The following is a 23,279-nucleotide window of genomic DNA, read 5'->3' on the forward strand; positions in this document are numbered from 1 at the left end:
GCGGGCACGTGCCGTGAATCTCGAAGACCGGGAATAGCCGCGCAGGTTCTACCGTTACGATAGATATACATGCAGACGCATAGAAAGTTGGAGGATGGCATGCAGTTCGGAATCTTCACGGTCGGGGACATCACCACCGACCCCACCACGGGCGACACCCCCACCGAGAACGCCCGGATCAAAGCCATGGTCGCCATCGCGCAGAAGGCCGAGGAGGTCGGTCTCGACGTCTTCGCCACCGGCGAGCACCACAACCCGCCGTTCGTGCCGTCGTCGCCGACCACCATGCTCGGCTACATCGCCGCGAAAACCAAGCGCATCATCCTCTCCACCGCGACCACGCTGATCACCACGAGCGACCCGGTGAAAATCGCCGAGGACTTCGCTATGCTGCAGCACCTCGCCGACGGCCGGGTGGACCTCACCCTGGGCCGCGGCAACACCGGCCCGGTCTACCCGTGGTTCGGCAAAGACATCCGCGAGGGCATCCCGCTCGCGCTGGAGAACTACGCCCTGCTCCGCCGGCTCTGGCGTGAAGACTTCGTCGACTGGGAAGGCCAGTTCCGCACCCCGCTGCAGGGTTTCCAGTCCACCCCGCGCCCGCTCGACGGCGTGCCGCCGTTCGTCTGGCACGGCAGTATCCGCAGCCCCGAAATCGCCGAACAGGCCGCGTACTACGGCGACGGATTCTTCTCCAACCACATCTTCTGGCCCGCCTCGCACACCGCGAAGATGGTGCAGTACTACCGCCAACGCTTCGAACACTACGGCCACGGCACCGCCGCACAGGCCATCGTCGGGCTCGGCGGCCAGGTGTTCATGAGCAAGAACTCGCAGGATGCCAAGCGCCACTTCCGCCCGTACTTCGACAACGCCCCGGTCTACGGCAACGGCCCGAGCATGGAGGACTTCACCTCGCAGACCCCGCTCACCGTGGGCAGCCCGCAGGAAGTCATCGACCGTACCCTGGGATTCCGCGACTACGTCGGCGACTACCAGCGTCAGCTCTGGCTGATGGACCACGCCGGCCTGCCGCTGAAGACCGTACTCGAGCAGCTCGACCTGCTCGGCGAAGAGGTCGTGCCCGTGCTGCGCCGCGAGTTTGCGAAGAACCGCCCGGTCGACGTACCGGATGGCCCCACTCACGAATCCCTGCGCCTCGCCGCCCACACTCCGGTTGCCGCTACGACCGCGCTGCGTGACGACCTCGACACCGCCGCCGCCATCGCACCCGCCCGAACCGGCGCCGCCTTCGGCCTCACCCGCACCACGCAGACCGGAGCCTGAGATGACCACGACCGAGCGAACCCTCGCGGTCGTTTCGGCCGGCCTGAGCCAGCCGTCATCAACTCGGCTGCTCGCCGACAAGCTCACCGCTGCCACCGTGGCGCGGCTGACCGACGAGGGTGTCACGACCCAAGTGGTGACCTACGAGCTGCGCGACTACGCGCAGGACGTGATGAACAACATGCTCACCGGTTTCGCCAGCCCGCGGCTGCAAACGATGATCGAGGCCGTCACCGCGGCCGACGGCCTGATCGCCGTCACACCGATCTTCACGACCAGTTACAGCGGCCTGTTCAAGACGTTCTTCGACGTGATCGACAACCGCTCTCTCACCGACCAGCCGGTTCTGATCGGCGCGACAGCAGGAACGGCCCGGCATTCCCTGGCCCTCGACTACGCGCTGCGCCCTATGTTCACCTACCTGCACGCCGTTGTCGTGCCCACCTCGGTGTTCGCCGCCTCGGAGGACTGGGGCAGCGGCGACGGCGGAGTGGACAGCCGGCTGGCCACCCTGCCCGCCCGCATCGAGAGGGCGGCCGGTGAGCTGGCGACCCTGGTGGCCGCGTCGGACCGGTCGAGCCGCGTGCCCGACCCGTTCGAACTGCCGGCCGGCTTCAACCCTGCCGGTTTCAGCCCGTCTCGATAGTCACGGCACTCGTTCCAGGTCATGGCGCCCCTACGTAGAGTGCCCTGATCTCTAACCGGTGCCGCGACGCGGGCAGGTACGTCAGCAGCCGGGTCCGCGAGGGTTGGCATTGCAGTCTTCGGCCACGAGCACAGTGGATTCCGTCGCCGCGACGACGGCGAACGGCGCGGAGGGTACGGTGACGATGCCGTCGACGGGTCGCCAGCCCTGGTCGCCGAAGCTGTAGTCCGCGCGGTAGTCGACAGTGAGGGTGACCGAGTAGCTGCCTCTCGCGGCGTACTTGTGGCTAGTGGGGGTGCTGGAGAATTCGGTGAGGCCGAGGTCGGCCCAGCTCGCCCCACCGTCGGCGGATACCGCTGTCGTGCCGTCGCCGTAGTCCCAGCGGTAGCCGATCGGCGTGAACATCACCTGGGCCGGTTCGCCCAGCAGTAGTCCTTCGCCGATCTGAGCGGATGCCCCGGCCCAGAAGTTCGCGGCCAGCCCAACGATCGCCCAGCCATTGGGCTCCATGCCGGTGGGGGCGGGGTAGGCGGGAAAGTTCTGCAGGTCGGAGACCCGCACGATGGTGTCGGGAGAGCATCCTGCGCACGGGACTGCGGGTGCGTTGTGCTGGGCCAAAGGCAGAAATGTGCCGTTGCCGCAGGGAATCGTTTCGATTCCGGGCTTCATCGGGTCGCCGTTTGCGCACACTGTCGGCAGCGCGGGCGTGACCGACCCTCCACCGGAACCGTGCTGCTTGCCGGCAGACTTGCCGCCAACATGTGCAGAGGTGTAGCCAGCCACAAGATCCACTCCATTTCCGTGGGCCATGCCGTCGGAGTCTGGCGGCGGATCGACGGCATTGCCAAGTTCGACGGTCTCGGTCAGCCCGACCACTTCGTGAGCACTTGCCGATGCGGCACTCACCTGAGAGAACTGGGCGGCGAATAGGGCCGCAACGACTAGCAGAAATCTGACCCGGACCATATTTCCGATTTCTCTAGGAGAAGCTGATTCAATGCGTCGTTCTGAACCAGGGCCACAACGAGTGGGTAGCGCAAGGGCCTGTCTGGCGGTGCGACCGACATGCCGCCTGCGTCCACGACTTCGCCTTTGGAAACGTCTAAGCACATGTACAGATTGATTGACCCGGCATTCAGGTCTGCCGACTGCACAGACATCGAGTCGAAATCGATATCGCCGACAAGGTGTACGCCGCGGTCTGCCAGTCGTTCAAAGGTTGCGATTTCGCCCGGCAACATATCTTTTGTGACAAAGTCCGATATTCGAGATGGATCAGCTCCACCTTCGCGCGAGATCGTGTTTGCGATGCCCTGATACGACGCATAAAACGCGGTCGCGGCAGCCAGGGCTTCGTCGTTCGAAGCGAAGACCGCAGATGTTTCGGTCGGTGCGGGTGTTGCCTCGGCGACGGGCGAGGCTGTGTCGCTGGGTGCTGGGGCGGGTGTGGCGGAGCATCCGCTCAACGCGCCGGTCGCGAGGGCTATCAGGAGGGCGCTGAGCACGGCGTTGTGCAGCGTTTGGTGACGCGAGGGGTTTCGCATGGGGTCAGAGTAGACGGGTTACTACAATCCTGCCGAGTGTTTCCACAGGCTGGTGCGGAGGTTCAAATCAGGCTACGGGCAAAGCGAAACCCGAACGTCGGGTCGCCGGGCATCGCGTTTCGACCGTGCAAACCCCATGAGACGGGGCAACACGAACGTGCGCTGGGCCACAACGATCGTTCCGGTCAGCGTCGAAGAACTAGAGATCGCCGAAGACTCATCGACTTGTCGAAACATTTCTTTGGGTTTTCTTTGCCGGTTTTGCCGGTGTTGTGCTTTTATGAGTGACATTTTCTCGTGTCGGTGGTTGCGTGTTGAGTTGAAGCATGACCAACCTGGCGATGGAGCTCACTCGGGCGGCGAATGCTGTCGCCGCTCTCGGTGGGTCCAGCGCTGAATTCGCCGGACTGTCCGATGCGGAGGTGCTCGCCGCGCGCGTGCCGATTGCGGCGTTGTTGCGGCTGACGAACACGGCGGCCGCCCTGCTGGCGGGTACGATCGCGGAGCGGTCCCGGCCGCAGCTGGGGCAGTCCGGTCTGGCAGCACGGCACGGGTTCGGCAACCCGACGTTGATGGTGCAGCACGCCACCGGTCTCAGCCACATCGAAGCGGGACGGCTGGTCGCCGTCGGCGTGCTGATGAGCGAGACGGAGACGGCCGAGCGGGACGCCGCGGCAGCCCGCGAAGCGACGCCGGCTGAAACCACGGGCGCCACCCAGACCACGAAGAACACGCGCGCGGCTAAGGCCACCAGCACCACCGGGCCGTTTGGGTACTTTGCGGGAAGCCCGGCCCCCGTATCGAAAGAGACGATCGACCGACATCTGTGCGACGCCGGTTGCCTCGGCATCCTGTTCAGCCAGGACGGCCAGCCCCTCAACGTCGGACGCGACGAACGCCTGTTCAACCGGGACCAACGCCGAGCCCTCGCCGCCCGCGACGGCGGATGCCGCTGGCCCGGCTGCGATCGACCACCGTCCTGGTCGGAAGCGCATCACGTCGAAAACTGGGCTGACCTCGGACTTTCTAACATCGACCAAGCCATCCTGCTCTGCGCCCACCACCACCTGCTGCTCCACAACAAGCACTGGAAGATCCTTCTCTTGGGAGGCTTGTACTGGCTGCACCCCCCGGTCGAGATCGACTCCGAGCAGACGCTGATCGCGCTGCCCCGCAAGAACCCCCTCTTGCAGGTGCCCCTCTTACAGGAGCCCCTCTTGCAGGAGCCCATGCTGCTCTAACCGCCGCAGTAGAACGTTGCCCGTGCGCCACCGCAAGCCGGGTCGCGTTGGACGATGCCGGTCTCGGCGAGCTCGACCAGCGACATGTCAGGGCCACACACGCAACGTCACATTGGACGATGGCGATCTCGTCTTGGGCCCACCTTATGTCCGCGGGCCCAGTTTATAAACTGGCGGGTCAGCGGTCGGAGGGTCACCGGTCGGCTCGTCAGCGGTCGGCCCGGCGGTCCTTCAGCTCGTCGACAATGAGCAGGTCCGGCCGCAGGTGCTCGGTCTCGTACGCGGCCCGGCCCACCAGGTGCGCGGCCATCGGCGCGGTCAGGGCCTGGAAGACCACAATCGCGACCACGAGAGTCACGGTTCCGACCGAGAAATTGTTGATCGCGACATCCGCTGTCACCGCCATGAGCCCAAAAATCTGCGGCTTGGTCGCGGCGTGCAGTCGCGACAGTACGTCGGGAAAACGGATGAGCCCGATTCCGGCGGCCAGGCACATGGTGGCGCCGGCTAGCACGAGAATTGCGGTCAGCACATCGTGCAGAACGGCGCTCATGCGTTGTCCCGACCGCGCAGAAAGCGGGCGACGCTGAGCGAACCGAGCACCGCGAACAGCGCCAGCACGAGCAGCACCGGCAGGGTGTCGGTGTGCCGGTTCAGGGCCATCTCGGCGCCGAGGGCGCAGATGATGGTCGCCACGAGCACGTCGGAGGCGATGACCCGGTCGAGCACGCTCGGTCCAATGACGATGCGGTACACCGACAGGAGCGCCCCGACCGCGAACATGACCGACGCGACCACGGCCACAATCTGCAACATCATGACAATTCCTTTCCTGATCGACGAGCACTGAGCCGGTTTGCGGGCAGCACCCCGCGCATCCGCTCGACGTCTTCGTGCGAGCCGAACCCGCGCACGATGCGCCGTTCGGTGTCGAGTACGCGCCGCCGAAACTGCTCGATATCGCCGGCGCTCTGCATATTCAGCACGTGCAGGTACAGGATGGACGATTCCCGGTCGATTTCGACCACGATCGAGCCGGGCACGATCGAGGTGGCCACCGCCGTCCAGGTGAGAATTAGGTCGCTGCGCGTGCGCAGCCGTATCTCCAGGATCGCGTTCGACGTGACCAGCCGGGGCTTGACCGCGAGCCAGGACACGTCGACCGACGCCCGCACGATGTCCACGATGAGCCGCACGAAGAACACCACGGTGTGCAGCGGATGCACGCGCCCGCTCAGCTGCACCGGCACCAAATAAAACGCCACGGTCACGACGATTCCCACGACGAGCCCGACCAGCAGGTTGAGCCAGGAGAACTCGCCCCAGAGCAGCATCCACAGCACGATCAGGGCGATCAGCGGCGGAATTTGATTGCCGACGGCTTCGAGGCGCTCGCTCGGAGTGGTCACTTGGCGCCGCCCTCGAAGTTGGTGCCCACATTACTGTCGGCGATCGACCCGGTTCCGTTCGGGAACACGGCATCGATGTAGGTCGACGGCGAGCTGATGTTGGCGGCGGCCCGGGTGGCGAGGTCGAAGATCGGACCGGCGAACACGGTCAGGCCGAGGGCCAGCACGAGCATGAACGTGGTCGCACCGACCATGAGCGGGGAGACCGTCTTCTTCAGCACGATGCCCTCGTCCTGCGGGTCTTCCACGAGCGACGCCGACATCGACGAGGTGTAGTCCTTCACCTGTTTCTTCGGCCGCCAGAACGCCATGTTCCAGGCCCGGGCCAGGGCGTAGAGGGTGAGCAGCGAGGTCAGTGCGCCCACGCCGATCAGCACGTAGATGATCGGGTCGCCCACGATCGTGCCGGCCTGAAACAGGGCGATCTTGCCGAGAAAGCCGGAGAACGGCGGGATCCCACCGAGGTTGAGCGCGCCCAGAAAGAACAAAATTGCCACGAGCGGTGACGATTTCAGCAGTCCGCCGAGCCGCGACAGCGAGGTGGTGCCGCCGACCCGGTCGATCAGGCCCGCCGCGAGAAACAGGGTGGTCTGCACGGTGATGTGGTGCACGACGTAGAAGATGGTCGCGGCAATGGCGAGTGGGGTGCCGATGGCGATGCCGAAGAGCATGTAGCCGATGTGGCTGACCAGGGTGAATGAGAGCAGCCGTTTGATGTCGGCCTGGGCGAGCGCTCCCAGAATGCCGACCAGCAGGGTCAGCCCCGCCACGATCATGAGTGGCATCGAGAACTGATTGTCTGGAAAGAACAGGGTCTGGGTGCGCAGGATCGCGTAGACACCGACCTTGGTGAGCAGCCCGGCGAACACCGCGGTGACCGGCGCCGGGGCGGTCGGGTAGGAGTCCGGCAGCCAGAACGACATCGGGAACACGGCGGCTTTCACCCCGAAGGCGATGAGCAGCAGCAGCCCGAGGATCAGCTGAATGTCGGCGGGGAGGTCGGGCATCCGCTCGGCTATGAGGGCGAGGGTGACCGTGCCGGTGGCCCCGTAGATGAGAGCGATCGCGCTGAGGAAGAGCAGCGACGAGACCAGGCTGACGACGATGTAGGTGATGCCCACGCGAATGCGCGCGCCGGTACCGCCGAGAGTGAGAAGTACGTAGCTCGCCGACAGCAGCATCTCGAAACCGACATACATGGTGAACAGGTCACCGGCAACGAAGGCGTTGAACAAGCCGGCGGCCAACACGAGATACGTGGGGTGAAAGATCGAGACCGGAGTCTCGGTGTCACCGTCGACGATGCCCTGGCCCACCGCGAACAGCAGCACGCCGAGCAGCATGAGCGCCGAGATGAGCAGCATGATCGCCGAGAGTCGGTCGACGACGAGCACGATGCCCCACGGCGCTTCCCAGCCCCCGACCTGCACCACGACGGTTCCAAACCGGTCGACCAGCGCAAGCAGCACTGCGCTCATCACCGTGGCGGCGGCGAGGCTCAGCACGCTCACCAGCACCTGCAGGCGACGACGCTGGCCGAGCATCAGCGCGACGGCGGCACCGAGCAGCGGCAGGCAGACGATGAGGGGTACGAGGGCGGTCATCGCGCATCTCCCTCGGGCTTTTTCGACGCAGCGCGAGCGGATACGCCGGCGCTGCCGGCCGCATCCGCTTTGCTGGAGACGGTGTCTTCGTCGCTCGTGGCGCCGTCGCCGCGCTCGAAGTCATCGATCGACTCGGCGACCGCGTCGTCATCATCGGAGGAGGAGCGGAAGGTGGCGTCGGCTTCGTCGGCACTCTCGGTGGCGTGCTCGTCGGTGAGGGTGTCGCCCTCGTCGCCGAGCTGGGCCAGCCACCACGAGCGATAGATCAGGGCGAGCAACAGCGCGGTGATGCCGAAGTTGATCACGATCGCGGTGAGCATGAGCACCTGCGGAATCGGGTCGACCATGTCGGCGACGCTCGAGCCGGTGACGATCGGCGAGCTTCCGGGCCGGCCGCTCATGATGAAGATGAGCAGGTTGGTGGCGTTGCCGACGAGTAGGAAGCCGATCAGTACCCGGGTGAGGCTGCGTTCGAGCATCACATAGACGCCGGCCGCGTACATGACGGCCATCACAATGACGAGGGTGAGGGAGGCGCTCATTGGGATGCTCCTCCGTTCGAGGAATCGTTCACGGGGCTGATGCTCACGCCGGCAGCCGTGTCGGTGGGAGGTTCGGCGTCGGTCGCCGGGGCCGGTCGCGGCCCGATCTCGTCATTTTCGCTCTGCCGGTCGATTTCGCTGCCGAGGCTGCGCAGAATGTCATAGGTCAGCCCGATGACAACGAGATAGACGCCGATATCGAAGATGGTAGAGGTACCAAACGACAGGTCACCGAGCACGGGCACGGACGCCGTGAAGTAGGCCGATTCAAGCGGGATCCCGTCGAAGAACAGCGAGACGACGGCCATGCCCACGGCGAGAATCACGCCCAGACCCAGGATTTTGCCTGGATCGATCGGCGCCGCTTCGCTGAGCTCGTAGCGTCCGCCGGCCAGATACCGGGCCACCAAGGCCAGGCCGGCCAGCAGCCCGCCAGCGAACCCTCCGCCGGGCAGGTTGTGACCGGCGAACAGCAGGTAGATCGACACGATCATCGCGGGATGGAAGAGCAACCGCACGAGCACTTCAATGAGAATCGACCGGCTGCTTGGGGCGTTTTTACGCCCGGCGAGGAGAAAAGCCTGCCGGGTGACGGCGTGGCCCTCACTCGATAGCTCGGGGTCGGCGACGACGCGACGACGGTTCGCCACCGAGCGCAGGCTGCGGGATTCCTTCAACCTGGGCACGACCGAGTTGCGGCCCGACACGAACAGCAGGCTCGCAACGCCCGTGGCCACGACGATGAGCACCGAGACCTCACCCATGGTGTCCCAGGCGCGAATGTCCACGAGCATCACGTTGACGATGTTGTCGCCGTGCCCGTCGTCCACCGACAATCGGGGCAGCGCGCCGGCGATACTCGCGAAGTCCCGCGCCCCGAGCGCGATGAACCCAATGGTGCCCATGACCAGGCCGACCAGGCTGCCGATCAGCAGGCGACGCTTGCGGCGCACCGGTTTGTTGTGCTGGGCGATGTTCGCGGGCAGTCGGCGCAGCACGAGCACGAAGATCACCAGGGTGATCGACTCGACTAGGGCCTGAGTGAGGGCGAGGTCTGGTGCCCCGTGAAAAGCGAACAGGGCGACCAGGCCGTAACCGGTGACGCCTGCAAGAATCACGGCGGTCATCCGCTGTCCGACCCTGGCCGCCATCACCGCGCAGATTCCCATAATCAGGGCAATCAGCACCTGACCTGGGTAGTCCCACAGCACGATCGCGTCCGGCCAGGTGCGGTTGACGAAGGCCGCAAAACCGAGGGCCAGCACGAAGACGGTAAGGATGGTGCCGAGGTACTGCGGGAGTCCGCCCTGCTGCGCGAAGTGGGTGACGCGGGCCGCGATGCGGTCGACGGCGCGGATGGCCTTGCCGTAACCGCGGCCGGCGTCGATGTAGTCGGGAACCCTCGCCTGCAGTTTCGACACGCCGCGGCGGGCTCGAAACAGCAGCGCGCCGAGCAGCAGCACGGCCGCACTCAGGTAGAGGGCCGGCTCGAGCCCGTGCCACAGCGCGAGGTGGTACGGCGGTTCGGTGACGCTGCCGACCCCCGGAACGGTGTCGGCATAGGGCGCGAGCAGCGGGTCGAGCACGGAGGCGAACAGACCAAGACCAATGGTCGCGACGGTGAGCACCCCGGGCGCGAGCAGGGTGTCCCAGGGGCTCGCGTGCAGCACGGTCTGGGGCTGTTCCTTGCGCCTGCCGAAGGCCCCCCAGAAGAAACGGATGCTGTATGCCACCGTCAACACGGACCCGACGGCCGTGCCGATGAGCGCCGCGTAGCCCCAGCCGGACCCGCCGACGCCGGCGTCGAGCAGGGAGGTGAACACAGCCTCCTTGGCGACGAAGCCGAACAACGGCGGCAGGCCGGCCATCGACGCGACAGCGATGAACGCGATGACGGCGAGGCCGGGAGCTGTGCGACCGACGCCGCTGAGCTTGCGCCAGTCGCGGGTGCCGGCCCGGTGGTCGATCACGCCGACGACGAGGAACAACGTGGCCTTGTAGAGGGCGTGAGCGAGCAGCAGAGCGGCGCCGGCGAGGGCGGTGTCGCGGGTGTTGAAGCCGATCGCGATCATGAGAAAGCCAAGCTGGCTGACCGTGCCGTAGGCGAGCAGAAGTTTGAGGTCGTACTGGCGCAGGGCCCGCCAGGCGCCGACGACCATGGTCCAGACGCCGAGGGTGACGAGCACCGGCAGCCAGCCGTCGCTGTCGGCGTAGCCAGGGGCGAGCCGGGCGACGATGTAGATGCCGGCCTTGACCATGGCGGCGGCATGCAGGTACGCGCTCACCGGGGTCGGCGCGGCCATCGCGGCCGGCAGCCAGAAGTGGAACGGCACCAGCGCACTCTTGGAAAGCGCACCGACCAGGATCAGCAGCACGGCCCAGGTGCCCATGGTGCCGGTCACCGGGTTGGCCACGATATAGGCAAGGCTCGTAGTGCCGGAGGCGACCGAGATCATCACAACACCGACCAGCATGACCAGCCCGCCGAAGGTCGTCACGATCAGCGCCTGCAGGGCGGCGCCGCGGCTCTCGCGTTTATGCGTGTAATGCCCGATCAGCAGGTAGGAGAGCACGCTCGTGATCTCCCAAAACATGAACATGATCACCAGGTCGTCCGCGGTGACGAGGCCGTACATGGTGCCGCCAAAGGCGAGCAGCAGCGCGGCGAACCGGCCGAGGCTGGGCTCGTCGTCGGTGAAATACCGCGCGCAATAGATAAGGACGAGGGCGCCGATGCCCGTCACGACGAGGGCGAGCAGCCAGGCCAGCGTGTCGACCCGAAAAGACAGGCTGATACCGAGCTGCGGAATCCACGGGATCGACTGGGTCACGGCCCCGCTGGCGGTGACCGTGGCGGTCTGGGTGAGCGTGTACGCGAAGGCCCCGGCCGGCAGCAGGGCGATCAGGTAGAAGACGCGGGTGCCGAGACGCCGGGTGAGCCAGGGCGTGAGCACCGAAAGAACGACAAACGCGAGGAGGAAAAGAACCATGCGGCCTCCAGGCTTGTCAGGTCGGGGTGTGAAGGTCTAGTCTAATCGCCTACAGGCGGCCCCCCGGCGGGGGTTCTGGCAACGCGCTCAGCGCAGGGCTCGGGGCCGCAGAGTAGGGTTGCGCTATCCCCCGGCCGACGCCGCACACCGCCAGAAGCGCGCGTGCGTGCAGTTTCCGGCCACTTCCCGCGCCACTCGAATCGTTTCTCACACGAAGCCTTCTGCGTGACCGGCCAGCGAAATCGAGCACCGTTTTGAGCCCCACCCGCGGCCAGCAGCCCTCATCCATGCCCGCGTCGGGCGATTCGTCGTCGGAACCGCACGGTCACCACGACCACGCGATTCCGCCCGAAGAGACCCCGTTCGAGCACATCGAAGACGCCCTGAGCGTGCACGAGGATGACGCCCTGCACAAGGGACTCAAGTCTCGCCACGTGCAGATGATCGCGATCGGCGGTGCGATCGGCACCGGCCTGTTCCTCGGTGCCGGCGGACGCCTCGCCAGCGCCGGTCCCGCCCTGGTGTTCGTCTACGCGATCTGCGGTTTCTTCGCCTTCCTCATCCTGCGGGCGCTCGGCGAACTGGTGCTGCACCGCCCGAGCTCCGGCTCCTTCGTGTCGTACGCGCGCGAATTCTTCGGCGAGAAGACTGCTTTCGTCACCGGTTGGCTGTACTGGCTCAACTGGGCCATGACGGCGATCGTCGACGTGACCGCGGTGGCGTTGTACATGAATTTCTTCGCCACCTACTGGGCGCCGTTCGGCGAGGTGCCGCAGTGGCTGTACGCCCTCGCCGCACTCGCCCTGGTGCTCTCGCTCAACCTGCTCTCGGTCAAGGTATTCGGTGAGATGGAATTCTGGTTCGCCCTGATCAAGGTGCTCGCCATCGTGGCATTCCTGATCGTCGGAACCTGGATGGTCATCTTCGGCACGCCGCTCGACGGGGCCACCGCCGGTTTTGCGCTGATCGGCGAAAACGGGGGCTGGCTGCCCAACGGGCTGATCGCATCCGTTCTGGTGGTGCAGGGCGTTGTGTTTGCGTATGCGTCGATCGAGCTGGTCGGAACGACGGCCGGGGAGACGAAGAACCCCGAGAAGGTCATGCCGAAGGCCATCAACACGGTCATCATTCGCATTGCGGTGTTCTACGTGGGGTCCATTCTGCTGCTCTCGCTGTTGTTGCCGTACACGGCATATAAAGCCGGCGAAAGCCCGTTCGTCACGTTCTTCGGCACGATCGGCATCGACGGCGTCGACGTGATCATGAACCTCGTCGTTCTCACCGCGGCCTTGTCGTCGCTGAACGCCGGCCTATATTCCACCGGGCGCATACTTCGGTCGATGTCGCTGGCCGGCTCAGCGCCGCGTTTCGCGGGCAAGATCAGCCGCAACGGAGTGCCGTTCGGCGGCATCCTGCTGACCGGGGTCGTGACCCTGCTCGGGGTGGGCCTGAACGCCATCGTGCCAGATGAAGCTTTCGAAATCGTGCTGAACATGGCGGCGATCGGCATCGTGAGCGCCTGGGGCATGATCGTGCTGTGCCAGCTGAGGCTGCAGGCCTGGGCCAAGCGCGGCATTCTGGTGCGCCCGGTGTTCCGCATGCCGTGGGCGCCGTACTCGGGCTATCTGACGCTCGTGTTCCTGGCCGGTGTGCTCGTGCTGATGGCTTTCGACTGGCCGGTCGGCACCCTCACGATCAGCTCGCTCGTGCTCATCGTTCCGGGACTGATGATCGGCTGGTACGCCTGCCGCGGTCGCATTCTCGAAATCGCCGCAGCCCGCGACGGCTTCACCGGCCGCGTGCCGGTCGTGGCCAACCGTCCGCTCTCCGACCGTTCGCGCGACTAAGCGGATGCGGCCTGGCGCGCCTGGGCGCGCTGCGTCATGAGGTCAGTGACCACCACGAGCACGAGGGCAACGACCAGCAGCCCCACGTAGACCAACGGCACCCGCTCGAGCCCGACGCTGTCGATCAGCACCGCACCGAGCAGTGCACCACCGCCGATGCCGACGTTGAACGCGGTGGTGTAGAAGGCGCTTGCGGTATCGCGGATGCGCGGCGACGCGGCGTGCAGCATCCGGGTCTGCATCAGCGGAGGGAGCATGCCGAACGCCATGCCCCAGAGCACGAATGCGATGAGCGCCACCGGCAGGGTCGCCGTGAACACGGCGAGCAGGCTCACGCTGAGGGCGCTCACGGCGAGGCCGAGAATGAGGCCGAGGCTCGGGCGCGGGCCGAAGACCGTGCCGACGAGCAGTAGTCCCACCGCGCCGGCCACACCGTAGGCGAACAGCATCGGGGCCAGCAGTTCGGGGTCAATACTGAGCCCGTCGAGCAGGAACGGCGCGATGTAGGTGTAAAAGCTGTAGTGGCCGATCATGGTGATGCCGGTGATGATGCAGATCAGCACCACGGCCGGCACGGTCGCGTCGCGCGGCTGACGGGTTTTCGGTGCGTGAGCGGATGCCGCGACGCCGGTGGAATACCGCGCGACCGGTGGTAGAAACTTCCAGACCAGAACCGCGCCCACGAGCATCAGGCCGGCGAGCACGACGAAGGAGAGCCGCCAGCCGAGCAGGTGTCCGCCCGCGGTGCCGAGCGGCACCCCGAACACGAAGGCGAGCGTGCCGCCGGCGACCGTGATCGAGACGGCGCGACCGATCTGCGCTTTCGGCACGAGGTGCCCGGCGTAGGCACCCACCACCGACCAGAACAGTCCGTGCGCGACGCCGCCGAGCACGCGCGCGGCGACGACGAACTCGTAGGTCGGCGCGATGGCGGTGAGAATATTGCTCACCGCGAAGATGATGAGCACGACGATGATCAGCCCGTGCCGCGGAAAGCGGCGGGTCCAGATGGCGACCGGTGCGCTCGTGAGCACCACCGTGAACGCGAACCAGGAGACCAGCAGCCCGATCTGCGATTGGGCGACACCCAGGCTGCGACTCATCTCGGGGAGCAGCCCGGTCGGCAGCATTTCACTCGTGACCGAGAGAAAAACGGCGGCAGACAGGGTGATCAAACCGACCCAGGGAAACGGCGGTTCGGTTCGGTTGGACGGCGCGACCGGGATCGAGCCGGTGGGCAAAAAGATATTGGCGGTGTTGGTCATGGCTGCATTCGAGCTGGGCCGAAGAGGACGACCGGTGGGATTATTCACACCGAGATCGAAGCCACTCGACTGCGCGCCGACGTGCGCGCCCGGGGCCGACTTGTGCAGTGCGACCAACAGCTAGTCTACCCAAAGCCGGTGAGGCGGCAACTGGGCGGGCCGCGGCATCCGCTCTCACGCCGGGTATTCTGGCCCAATGACTTCTTCGACCCCGCACCACTGGGTAATCACGCTGGTCTGTGCTGACCAGCCCGGCATTGTGCACGCCGTCAGCGGCGCGATCGTGCAGGCGCAGGGCAATATCTCGGAGAGCCAGCAGTTCTCCAGCGATGACACCGGACGGTTCTTCATGCGGTTGCAGGTGCAGTCGCCGGCGACCAGGCCCGAGCTCGAGGCGGCGCTCGCGCCGGTAATCGAACGTTATGCGATGGCGTCGATCATCGATGTCGTCGGGCGTCCGCTGCGCACGCTCGTGCTCGCTTCCTCGGCCGGTCATTGCGTCAACGATCTGCTGTTTCGCCAGCGCGGCGGGCAGCTGCCGGTGGAGATTCCGCTCGTGCTCAGCAATCACGGCACGCTGCGCGACCTCGTGGGGTTCTACGGGGTGCCGTTCGAATCGCTGCCCATAACGGATGCCGCCAGCAAGGCCGACTTCGAAGCGCGCGTCATCGAGGCGGTCGACGACCTCGACATCGAACTCGTCGTGCTCGCCCGGTACATGCAGATTCTGTCGCCGGAACTGTGCGCGCGGCTCGGCGGGCGGGCGATCAACATTCACCACTCGTTCCTGCCGGGGTTCAAGGGGGCCAACCCGTACCGCCAGGCGCACGCGCGCGGCGTGAAGCTCATTGGTGCGACCGCGCACTTTGTGACCGGCAACCTCGACGAGGGTCCGATCATCGAGCAGAACGTGGTGCGGGTCGATCATTCACGCACTCCGGCGGAGCTCGTGTCGATCGGACAAGATGAGGAGAGCCGCACCCTCACTCAGGCGGTCAAGTGGTTCGCCGAGAACCGCGTGCTGCTCGACGGGGCCCGCACGATCATCTTCAAGTAGCGGACGGGGCCCAGGTTATAAACTGGGCCCAGGGTCCGGGCCTGGGCCCCGTCCGCAGCGCGGGCCCGGAATGCACGCCCGGAACGCGAGGCCACAGGGCATCGCTAGGATTGACTGGTGACAGATACGCGCGACCTGCCGAAAATCGGCCCCAACGACATGCTCCGGTTCGTGCTCGAACTCTTCGCCTTCGTCAGCCTCGGAATCTGGGGGTTCGTCGCCTGGCCCCTCCCCTGGCCCGGCATTCTGTTCGGCCTCGCCACTCCCGCCTTCGCCATCCTGGTCTGGGCGCTGTTCCGGTCGCCCCGGGCCGTGTTCCGCCTCGATCCGTTCGGTAAGGCAGTCATCGAGATCGCCATCTTCGGCTCGGCCGCGCTCGCTTGGTGGGACCTCGGCTTTCCCATCATCACGGTGATTTTCGCCGTGGTCGCGACGGCCAGCGGCGTCATCTCCGGTCGCAAAGAGCTTCGCTAACCACTCCCACTAGAGCAATGCTGAACGGGTCAATCGGGCACGTGCGGTGCACCCTCGCCGGCTAGGCCAACCAGGCGACCGCAGCAGCGACATCGGATTCGGCGATACCGTGGCCACCGGCGCGCAGCTCCTGCTGCACCCGCGCGCCCTGCGCTTCCAGAACCTCCACGAGGCTCTGCACACTGGCAAGCGGTGCCATCGGGTCGCTGTGACCATTCAGCAGCAGCACAGCGGATGCCGCCAGCTCGCTCGCCGCGACCCGCGCGCCGATCGCACGCTCCACCTCGCTCGCATCCGCTGAAACGTCGAGCGGGTGCATCCCCGAGAAAGCGATCACCCGCGCCACCACCTCGGGATGCAGCAGGGCCAGGGCGAGGGCGATGTTGGCGCCGTTGGAGAACCCGACGGCAACGAGCGAACGGTCGCCCAACTCGTAGTAGTCCCGGGCCCAGACCAGGAATCCGGCTAGGTCGTCGGCTCGCCGGGCGACATCTTCGGTATCGAAGACACCTTCCGACAGCCGACGGAACCAGCGGTTCATGCCGTTCTCTGCCGCGCGTCCGCGTGGGGCGAGCACTGTGGCCGTCGGGTTGAGCGCGGCGGCGAGCCCACTGATCTGCTGCTCGTCGCCGCCGGTTCCGTGCAGCATGAGCAGTACCGGAGCGTCGGGCGAACCCGCCCGAAACAGGTGCAGCCAGTCCGGTGTCACGTCACTCATTCGTGAGCCGCGGCGGCTGCCAGCGCCGCGGCATCCGCCAGCCCCGGGTTGTTCTCGGCGGGCACCGTGACGGGCGCGACCGAGTTCTCGATGGCCTCACGGCTCGGCTCGAGCCACGGCGGAAGCTTGAGCGACCGACCGAGTTCGAGCAGCGGCTCATCGATGTCGAAGCCGGGGGTGTCCGTGGCAATTTCGAATAATACGCCGCCGGGTTCGCGAAAGTAGATCGAGGTGAAGTAGTCCCGGTCGAGAATGGCGGTCACACCGTAACCACTGTCCACGAGCTGTTCGCGCCATTCGGCCTGGGTGGCCCGGTCGGGCACCCGGAACGCCACGTGGTGCACGGTTCCGCCAGCGGTCAGTCCCGGCTCGCAGGCCGGGTCAGCGAGCACGTCGACGAGGTTGCCGGCCGCACCATCACCGGCCCCGACGCGGATGCGGCCATCCGATTCGGAGATGACATGCATGCCGAGGTCAGCCGTGAGCACCTGCACGGTCTTCGCCGGGTCGGCCACCGTGAGCACCGAGGAGTGCTGGCCGCGCACCGCAAATTCGGCGGGAACGGATGCGGAATCCCACGGATTGCGCGGATCCACGGTCGACGATGCCACAAGGTCGAGCTGCAGGCCGTCGGGGTCGCGCAACGACAGGCGCTCCTCGTGCGAGGAGCGCCCGGTCACCGCAGATTCCACGCCGAGCGCGGCGAAGTGTGCTTTCCACCAGCCGAGGCTGCCGGCCGGAACCGAGAACGCGGTGGTCGTCGACTGCCCGGCACCGGTGCGTCCGCTGCGAATGCCGGCCCACGGAAAGAAGGTGAGTAGTGACCCGGGCCGGCCGGAGTCATCGCCGTAGTAGAGGTGATACGTGCCCGGGTCGTCGAAGTTGACGGTTCGTTTGACGAGGCGCAGGCCCAGTCCGGTCACGTAGAAGTCGATGTTGCGCTGCGGGTCGCCCGCAATCGCGGTGACGTGGTGCAGTCCGCTGGTCTGGACGGTCATGGCTAGTCTCCTTGGCAGATCAATCGTTCGGTGTTTATGCAAACGCATGTATCTGCTGTGGTATTCCCACTCGTCCCATGCCCGCCGGAATTCGTGCGCGCGTTTTCGGGGACTAGTTCAGGAAATCGGTTTCGCTGGCCAGGGAACGCCTCGGACTCCTGTGGAAGCTCGGTGGGCCGCGCCGGACTTTCCTGAATCAGCCACGCGCATCCGCTGTTACGAGACGGCGAGGCGCTCCGACGGCATCCGCAGCGCGTACGCCGCCGCAATGACCAGGAAAACCCCGCCCACCGCGAACCCGGCCGAGAACGAGAAGGTATCAACCAGCAAGCCGGCGACGAGCGGACCGACGATCGCACCGGCATCCGCGCACATGGAGAACACCGACACCGGGCGTCCCCCGCGAGCGCCGGCAGCATCGCCCACCGCTGCGGCCGGCGCGGTGCCCATGAACGCCGCGGCGACCCCGTAGACGCAGAGCAGGGCGCCGAGCACCCAGATGTTCGGCGCGAACGAGATGGCCACGATCGCCAGCCCGGCCACGGTGAATGCCCCGATGATGGCCGGTTTACGCCCGACCGTATCGACGAACCGGGCGGCCGGCGCCAGCGCGAGTGCCTGGGCCACCGCCGCGGCCGCGAGAGCGATGCCGGTCCACGAGCTGGTCCCGCCGAGCACCACCACCACGAACAGCGGAATGAGCGTCGTGCGCACACCGAGGGACGTCCAGCCCTGGGCGAAGTTGGCGATGCAGGCCGCGCGAAAGCGCTCGTCGCGCAGCACGGTGCGAAACGGCGTGCGCACAGCGGATGCGCCGGCCGCGGCGAGCGCGCTGCCCCGCCCGCCGGAACGCAGCAGGAACAGCCCAACCAGGCCCGCCACGGTGAGGGTGCCGGCGTAGAAGAAGAACGGTGCGGTCAGGGAGATGGTCGCGAGCAGGCTGCCGATCGCCGGGCCGGCCATGCCACCGATCAGGAATCCGCCCTGATAGAACCCGATCGCACGGGCCCGCCGGCCCGGCTCGGCCGTGCGCAGCAGCAGTGTCATGGCCGACACCGAGAACATGGCCGAGCCGATGCCGCCCGCACCGCGCAGCAGCAAGAGTTGCACGTAGCTGTCGGCCGCGCCGACCAGTCCACTGGAGAGCGCGACAATTCCGATGCCGATGGCGAGCACACTGCGCTCCCCCGCCCAGTCGATCAGGCGGCCACAGGCCGGGCTGAACACGAAACGCATAAGCGCGAACGCCGAGACGACCGCACCGACCTCGAGGTTGCCGACCCCGAAGCTCTGCACGTAGACCGGAAGCACCGGAACCACAACCCCGAACCCGACCATCACGAAGAATGCGATGACGCCGAGCACGATCACGTCCCGGTTCAGCCGCGGCTTCGGGCTCGCGCCGGTTGCGCCCGATCCGGCTACAGCGGATGCCCGGGGTCGCCCCCGCATCCATCCCGCCGCTCGCATCCCTACAGCTTAAGCTGCCGCGCGCCCGCCCGGGCCCGGAAAGTACGAACACGCACAACTCGTGACACGCGTGAAGGCGACGGACGGCGCATCCGTCGCCTTCATCGTCGCTCGGGCCCACCTTATGACCACGGGCCCAGTTTCTAAACTGGGCCCAGGGACGGGGCCTGGGCCCCGTCCAGAAAGAGACCGGAACCCGTCCAGAAAGAGACCGGGACCCGTCCAGAAAGAGACCGGAACCCGTTGGGAACGAGACGAAGCTCGGGCCCCGTGCAGATTGCACGGGGCCCGAGCACCGGCGGCGGGCTACCGCACGACCAGCAGGGAGCGGGCCGGGCTGTTCGCGGCGGCGACCGCGTCGTTGCCGGCGTAGTGCCCGACCACCTTGTACAGGCCGCGACCGAGCTTAGGCAGCGTGACGCTGCCGTGCCCGTTCGCGTCGAGCGCCACGGTGAACCGGCGCTTGTCGACCGTCACCGTGGCGGTGTCACCGACCTCCCCCTTGCTGGTGACCGTGACCGACACGGTGACCCGGCTGGAGAAGAAGACGGCCCGGTGGTTGAGCGTCACCGCGACCTTGGCGGCATACTTCACCAGAACACCGGCCGAGGTGGCCGCTGCGCTCGGCCCGTCCGGCACCAACGCGGTCACGACCACGGTCAGTGTCGTTCCGGCGAGAGCCTTGGTCGGCGTGAAGGTGGCTGACGTCGCACCCGTGATGTCGACGCCGTTGCTCTGCCACTGGTAGCCGAAGGTAAGACCTTCGACGTTCCACTGGCCGGGGTCAGCCGTCAGAACCGACCCGATCTCCGGCGTACCGGAAATGCTCGGCGCCACGGTATTCACCGGGGCCTGGGTGTTGTCACCCTCGCTCGCCGCAATGGCGAGAATCGTCGAGGCTGTGCTGTCGCCGTAGTCGACCACACCGAGGTACGGCGTGTTCGGCACGAGACCGGCCCAACTGAGCGTGTACGTGATCGGCACGCCCTGCGGCCCCTGGATCGTCGCCGGTGTCGCGGTGAACCCACTGGTGGGAACCCCCGACGCGACCGAGAAGGTGTTCACGTCGAACGCCGTCGAACCGGAGAAGACGTCCACAACGACCTGGTAGAAGCCGGCCTCCGGGGTGGGGATGTCAACGTGCTCATCGGCGGACCCCGTAGCCGACTGCCAGCCGGCAACCGGGTTGCCTCCCGGGCCGTCGAGCAGCAGCACGAACAGGTCGAGGTCGGTCGAATCGTCGACGGCGTTCAGGTCGAACCGGGCGAGCCGGCCTGTCTGAATCTCCACCTCGTAGGTGAACTGGTCGCCGGTCGCGCCCTCACCGCTGTGCGGAGCGGACGGGTCCGCGGCGTTGTTCTGGTGCACCCCGTTGGCCAGGCCGCTGAGGTTCAGCGCTACCGGTTCTGACCCGCCCGGGGCCACGGTGATGTCGATCGAACCGTCGAGGCCGGTGCCAGCCACCTCGGTGGGAGCGACGACGGTGACCGGACGAACAGCGATCGGGCTGTGCACCACGTCGAAGAAGTCGCCCGGGTTGCCCGAACCACCGTTTCCGAAGCCCCAGTCCAGCGAGCCGGTGGCGTACTGGTCGAGCGGAGCATCCGTTCGAGTGAAGGTCACCGTGTAGCTCTGCTTCTCACCCACGGCGCTGAAGGTCATCTCGGCCGGAGACACAACGGCGGTGATGCCGGGGATCTCGATCGGGACTGCCGTGTAGGTGCCCACCCGTACGGCGGTCACCGTGCGGGTGATGGTTTCGGGCGCGGTCAGCGCTCCGATCTGAATCGACGGCAGGTTCAGGTTGCTGGCGTCGATCGGCTCCACGCCGGCGTCGAAACCGATCCCCTGCAGGTAGGCCAGCCAGTCGGCTGGACCGCTCTGGTAGACCAGGCCCGGAAAGTCGAACGAGGACGGGTTGACCTGCCCGGCACCCTGCGCGAACGGGTCGGTCACCGGGGCACCGGTAGCGTCGACCGTGTTCTTCGCGGTCGTCATCATGACCGACTTGATCTCGGCCGGGGTCGCGAGCGGCCGAAAGCCCAGGATCAGTGCGGCGAGGCCGGCGATGTGCGGGCTGGCCATCGAGGTACCCGACTCGAACTGGAACGTCGGGTCGGCACCCTCCGCGTTGGGGCCGTCGGCCAGAATGCTGACACCGGGCGCCGCGATATCGGGCTTGAGCAGGTCGCCGCCGTCGGCGGTCACCGGCCCGCGGGAGGAGAATCCGGCCATCTGGGGCACCGGCGTCTGCGTGGCGGTCGTGTTGTCGGGTGTGAACGTGACGGTCGCGCCTGCCGTTGCGGCGTAGGCGAAGACCGGGTCAAAGGCGGGGGCGTCCAAGTGGAGGCTCGGCACCGAGTGTTCGTCGGTATCGACGTCGGCCGGTGTGCGGTTGACCAGCAGCATGCCGCTGCCGCCTGCCCGCAGCACCTCGGCCGACTTGGCCACCCGGTCGTAGACGCCGCGCTGGCAGAACACGATCCCGCCGGACACCTTGGCCGGGTCGAGTGCGCCCGGCGCGCAGAGCAACGCGTCGGCTGGGTCGAAGCCGTCCACCGCTACGAGGTCGGCCCGCAGCAGGTTGCCGGAGAGCGGGGTGGCTCCCGGCGTGCGGTCGACGGTGATCGAGGCACCGGCATACGCCGTACCGTCACCGAGCGTGGCCGTCGCCTCATACGACGGAATCGTCGTCGCGGCGACCGTGGTGATCCACGGTGACGCGTTCTCCACGGTGGATGCCGTTGGACCGTCGTTACCAGCGGATGCAGCCACGAAAATGCCCGCCGCAGCAGCGCCGAGGAAGGCTGCGTCGGTGGGCGAGAACGTGGTCTGCGCGGGGCCGCCGCCGATCGAGTAGTTGATCACGTCGACGCCGTCGGAGATGGCCTGGTCGATGGCCTTCAGAATGTCGGTGTCCGTGCAGCCGTCGTCGGTCGTGACGGTGTTGTCGGGGCCGGACCAGCACACCTTGTAGGCGGCGATCTTGGCAGCCGGGGCTACCCCCGAGATGTTGCCGAAGTCGACTCCGTTGATGGTCGTCGGTATGTCGGCGTTGCCGCCAGCGGTGCTCGAGGTGTGCGAACCGTGACCGTCGCCGTCCCGCGGGGAGACGTATTCACCCGTTGACGCGTCGCCGATCTGGTCGGCTCCGAAGCCGTCGAGAAAGTACCGGGCCCCGATCACCTTGGTGCTGCAGGCACTCGCAGCGAACTGCTCGCCGGTCTGGCAGGTGCCGGTGAAGGTGGTTCCGTCAGCCTTGTTCATGGTGATCGTGTCACCGTCGAGCCACGGCTCCTCGCCGGGTGTCGTGCCGAGCGGCGAGCCGGCGAAGGACGGGTTCTCTGGGGCGATGCCGGTGTCGAGCACTCCGATCACCACGCCCTTACCGGCCTCGCTGGTTCCGCCGAGCTTGGACCACAGTCCGTTCGGTCCGCTCAACCGCAGAAAATCGGTCGACGACTCGGCGGTCACGTGTCGGAGGGCGTCGGGTACAACCGACACCACGTTCTTCTTCACGGCCAGGGCCGCCGCCTGCTTGCCGGTGAGCTGCGCTGCGAATCCGTTCACGGCGAGCGTGTAGGAATACGCCACCTTGGCATCAACGGATGCTGCCACCTCGCTTTGGATGCGCGTCAAGTAGTCCTTGTAGGTCTCGGCCGAGCGGCTTTGGGCGTTGAGCTTGGCCCCGGCATCCGGCATGGTGGCCGAGAAACCGTCGACTCCGCCCTGATACAGCGCAACGGCCTCGTCACTGAGGGTCACGATGTAGCGTCCGGCGGTGAAATCCATCCGCTGCCCGCCGGGAGAGGCGATGCTGCCGGAGAGACCGGTCGCTGCGGGGGCGGCGCCGGCGGGCAGGGTGCCGCCGACCAGTACGGAAGCGCCCACCAGGGCGATGGCGACGGTGGCCGCGATTGTGGCGCGGCGGCGCGAGCGGGATGTTGGCGCTGGGTTCAGCGCTGAATCCGGCGCAGACATCGTGCGCCTGAAGAAAGAACTCACGTGGGTGTCCAATCCGATAAGGGTGCGAGGTGGTCTCGTTCCACAACAGGAACGTGTCGCTGTCCCGATGCGCGGGACAGTTCGCTGGTGACCGTAGCGCGCTCGGCGACCCCCGGATAGGGGCATTCCGCAGGTACCGCAGGCTGGGGGTGCGCAAGCGGGCACACGCAACGCGCGCCGCG

General features: G+C 66.6%; 19 protein-coding genes. 6 read left to right on the forward strand and 13 right to left on the reverse strand.

All coding sequences use genetic code 11. The features are described from left to right. Positions 1-99: 99 nt before the first annotated feature. Both E3T29_RS09780 and E3T29_RS09785 read left to right on the forward strand, forming a co-directional pair. Positions 100-1,287 (forward strand): LLM class flavin-dependent oxidoreductase, encoded by a 1,188-nt coding sequence (locus tag E3T29_RS09780; protein ID WP_134345272.1) that lies wholly within the window; start codon positions 100-102, stop codon positions 1,285-1,287. 1 nt (position 1,288) lies between these two features. Then, the gene (locus E3T29_RS09785; protein WP_092339264.1) at positions 1,289-1,933 is read left to right on the forward strand and encodes an FMN reductase; all 645 of its coding nucleotides are present in this window, start codon (positions 1,289-1,291) and stop codon (positions 1,931-1,933) included. Between the two features lie 81 nt (positions 1,934-2,014). Here E3T29_RS09785 and E3T29_RS09790 read toward each other — a convergent pair whose 3' ends face one another. Beyond that, positions 2,015-2,839 carry a PKD domain-containing protein gene (locus E3T29_RS09790; RefSeq protein ID WP_134345273.1) on the reverse strand — a complete coding sequence of 275 codons (825 nt, stop codon included), beginning with the start codon at positions 2,837-2,839 and terminating at the stop codon, positions 2,015-2,017. 35 nt (positions 2,840-2,874) lie between these two features. Beyond that, positions 2,875-3,477 (reverse strand): hypothetical protein, encoded by a 603-nt coding sequence (locus tag E3T29_RS09795; protein WP_134345274.1) that lies wholly within the window; start codon positions 3,475-3,477, stop codon positions 2,875-2,877. 326 nt (positions 3,478-3,803) lie between these two features. Here E3T29_RS09795 and E3T29_RS09800 point away from each other — a divergent pair, with 326 nt between their 5' ends. Beyond that, positions 3,804-4,718, forward strand: coding sequence for a DUF222 domain-containing protein (locus E3T29_RS09800; RefSeq protein WP_134345275.1), 915 nt, complete (start codon positions 3,804-3,806; stop codon positions 4,716-4,718). A gap of 208 nt (positions 4,719-4,926) precedes the next feature. Here the strand turns inward: E3T29_RS09800 and mnhG are convergent, their stop codons facing one another. The 6 genes from mnhG to E3T29_RS09830 are packed head-to-tail and all read right to left on the reverse strand — an operon-like array spanning position 4,927 to position 11,263. Then, entirely contained in the window at positions 4,927-5,271 is a 345-nt protein-coding gene (gene mnhG / locus E3T29_RS09805; RefSeq protein ID WP_092339272.1) for a monovalent cation/H(+) antiporter subunit G, read from the reverse strand. Beyond that, complete coding sequence (locus tag E3T29_RS09810; protein WP_370449147.1) at positions 5,268-5,537, reverse strand: monovalent cation/H+ antiporter complex subunit F; 270 nt, start codon at positions 5,535-5,537, stop codon at positions 5,268-5,270. The genes mnhG and E3T29_RS09810 overlap by 4 nt, the downstream gene beginning before the upstream one ends. Beyond that, complete coding sequence (locus E3T29_RS09815; RefSeq protein ID WP_134345276.1) at positions 5,534-6,127, reverse strand: Na+/H+ antiporter subunit E; 594 nt, start codon at positions 6,125-6,127, stop codon at positions 5,534-5,536. Before E3T29_RS09815 ends, E3T29_RS09810 begins: the two co-directional genes overlap by 4 nt. Beyond that, positions 6,124-7,731, reverse strand: coding sequence for a Na+/H+ antiporter subunit D (locus E3T29_RS09820; protein WP_134345277.1), 1,608 nt, complete (start codon positions 7,729-7,731; stop codon positions 6,124-6,126). The genes E3T29_RS09815 and E3T29_RS09820 overlap by 4 nt, the downstream gene beginning before the upstream one ends. Continuing rightward, positions 7,728-8,273 (reverse strand): sodium:proton antiporter, encoded by a 546-nt coding sequence (locus E3T29_RS09825; RefSeq protein WP_134345278.1) that lies wholly within the window; start codon positions 8,271-8,273, stop codon positions 7,728-7,730. Before E3T29_RS09825 ends, E3T29_RS09820 begins: the two co-directional genes overlap by 4 nt. Next, positions 8,270-11,263, reverse strand: coding sequence for a Na+/H+ antiporter subunit A (locus E3T29_RS09830; RefSeq protein WP_134345279.1), 2,994 nt, complete (start codon positions 11,261-11,263; stop codon positions 8,270-8,272). The genes E3T29_RS09825 and E3T29_RS09830 overlap by 4 nt, the downstream gene beginning before the upstream one ends. A 287-nt stretch (positions 11,264-11,550) precedes the next feature. On the opposite strand from E3T29_RS09830, the gene E3T29_RS09835 reads away from it, so the two are divergent. Then, the gene (locus E3T29_RS09835; protein WP_092339510.1) at positions 11,551-13,110 is read left to right on the forward strand and encodes an amino acid permease; all 1,560 of its coding nucleotides are present in this window, start codon (positions 11,551-11,553) and stop codon (positions 13,108-13,110) included. On the opposite strand, the gene E3T29_RS09840 is transcribed toward E3T29_RS09835, so the two are convergent. Continuing rightward, positions 13,107-14,375, reverse strand: a complete 1,269-nt coding sequence (locus E3T29_RS09840) for an MFS transporter (protein ID WP_134345280.1) — start codon at positions 14,373-14,375, stop codon at positions 13,107-13,109. The genes E3T29_RS09835 and E3T29_RS09840 overlap by 4 nt on opposite strands. A 196-nt stretch (positions 14,376-14,571) precedes the next feature. Between E3T29_RS09840 and purU the strand changes: the two genes are divergently transcribed. Further along, positions 14,572-15,432, forward strand: a complete 861-nt coding sequence (gene purU / locus E3T29_RS09845; protein WP_092339282.1) for a formyltetrahydrofolate deformylase — start codon at positions 14,572-14,574, stop codon at positions 15,430-15,432. A 117-nt stretch (positions 15,433-15,549) separates the two neighbouring features. Then, the gene (locus E3T29_RS09850) at positions 15,550-15,906 is read left to right on the forward strand and encodes a YrdB family protein (protein ID WP_241987749.1); all 357 of its coding nucleotides are present in this window, start codon (positions 15,550-15,552) and stop codon (positions 15,904-15,906) included. A gap of 61 nt (positions 15,907-15,967) precedes the next feature. Here the strand turns inward: E3T29_RS09850 and E3T29_RS09855 are convergent, their stop codons facing one another. The 4 genes from E3T29_RS09855 to E3T29_RS09870 all read right to left on the reverse strand — a co-directional run bounded on the left by E3T29_RS09855 (position 15,968) and on the right by E3T29_RS09870 (position 23,073). Then, on the reverse strand, positions 15,968-16,624 hold the full coding sequence (locus tag E3T29_RS09855; protein WP_134345281.1) for an alpha/beta hydrolase: 657 nt from the start codon (positions 16,622-16,624) through the stop codon (positions 15,968-15,970). Further along, entirely contained in the window at positions 16,621-17,622 is a 1,002-nt protein-coding gene (locus E3T29_RS09860; protein WP_134345282.1) for a ring-cleaving dioxygenase, read from the reverse strand. The genes E3T29_RS09855 and E3T29_RS09860 overlap by 4 nt, the downstream gene beginning before the upstream one ends. Before the next feature lie 216 nt (positions 17,623-17,838). Next, positions 17,839-19,074, reverse strand: coding sequence for an MFS transporter (locus E3T29_RS09865; protein ID WP_134345283.1), 1,236 nt, complete (start codon positions 19,072-19,074; stop codon positions 17,839-17,841). Positions 19,075-19,398: 324 nt separating this feature from the next. Further along, positions 19,399-23,073, reverse strand: coding sequence for a S8 family serine peptidase (locus tag E3T29_RS09870; protein ID WP_134345284.1), 3,675 nt, complete (start codon positions 23,071-23,073; stop codon positions 19,399-19,401). Between the last annotated feature and the right edge of the window lie 206 nt (positions 23,074-23,279).

Source organism: Cryobacterium sp. TMT1-66-1 (assembly GCF_004403435.1).
GTDB classification, from domain to species: domain Bacteria; phylum Actinomycetota; class Actinomycetes; order Actinomycetales; family Microbacteriaceae; genus Cryobacterium; species Cryobacterium flavum.

What these genes read in the sequence shown, in the direction of transcription:
- E3T29_RS09780 (WP_134345272.1), top strand. Translation starts at nt 100, where the DNA reads ATGCAGTTCGGAATCTTCACGGTCGGGGACATCACCACCGACCCCACC.
- E3T29_RS09785 (WP_092339264.1), top strand. Translation starts at nt 1,289, where the DNA reads ATGACCACGACCGAGCGAACCCTCGCGGTCGTTTCGGCCGGCCTGAGC.
- E3T29_RS09795 (WP_134345274.1), bottom strand. Translation starts at nt 3,477, where the DNA reads ATGCGAAACCCCTCGCGTCACCAAACGCTGCACAACGCCGTGCTCAGC.
- E3T29_RS09800 (WP_134345275.1), top strand. Translation starts at nt 3,804, where the DNA reads ATGACCAACCTGGCGATGGAGCTCACTCGGGCGGCGAATGCTGTCGCC.
- mnhG (WP_092339272.1), bottom strand. Translation starts at nt 5,271, where the DNA reads ATGAGCGCCGTTCTGCACGATGTGCTGACCGCAATTCTCGTGCTAGCC.
- E3T29_RS09810 (WP_370449147.1), bottom strand. Translation starts at nt 5,537, where the DNA reads ATGATGTTGCAGATTGTGGCCGTGGTCGCGTCGGTCATGTTCGCGGTC.
- E3T29_RS09820 (WP_134345277.1), bottom strand. Translation starts at nt 7,731, where the DNA reads ATGACCGCCCTCGTACCCCTCATCGTCTGCCTGCCGCTGCTCGGTGCC.
- E3T29_RS09825 (WP_134345278.1), bottom strand. Translation starts at nt 8,273, where the DNA reads ATGAGCGCCTCCCTCACCCTCGTCATTGTGATGGCCGTCATGTACGCG.
- E3T29_RS09830 (WP_134345279.1), bottom strand. Translation starts at nt 11,263, where the DNA reads ATGGTTCTTTTCCTCCTCGCGTTTGTCGTTCTTTCGGTGCTCACGCCC.
- E3T29_RS09835 (WP_092339510.1), top strand. Translation starts at nt 11,551, where the DNA reads ATGCCCGCGTCGGGCGATTCGTCGTCGGAACCGCACGGTCACCACGAC.
- E3T29_RS09840 (WP_134345280.1), bottom strand. Translation starts at nt 14,375, where the DNA reads ATGACCAACACCGCCAATATCTTTTTGCCCACCGGCTCGATCCCGGTC.
- purU (WP_092339282.1), top strand. Translation starts at nt 14,572, where the DNA reads ATGACTTCTTCGACCCCGCACCACTGGGTAATCACGCTGGTCTGTGCT.
- E3T29_RS09855 (WP_134345281.1), bottom strand. Translation starts at nt 16,624, where the DNA reads ATGAGTGACGTGACACCGGACTGGCTGCACCTGTTTCGGGCGGGTTCG.
- E3T29_RS09860 (WP_134345282.1), bottom strand. Translation starts at nt 17,622, where the DNA reads ATGACCGTCCAGACCAGCGGACTGCACCACGTCACCGCGATTGCGGGC.
- E3T29_RS09865 (WP_134345283.1), bottom strand. Translation starts at nt 19,074, where the DNA reads ATGCGGGGGCGACCCCGGGCATCCGCTGTAGCCGGATCGGGCGCAACC.
- E3T29_RS09870 (WP_134345284.1), bottom strand. Translation starts at nt 23,073, where the DNA reads ATGTCTGCGCCGGATTCAGCGCTGAACCCAGCGCCAACATCCCGCTCG.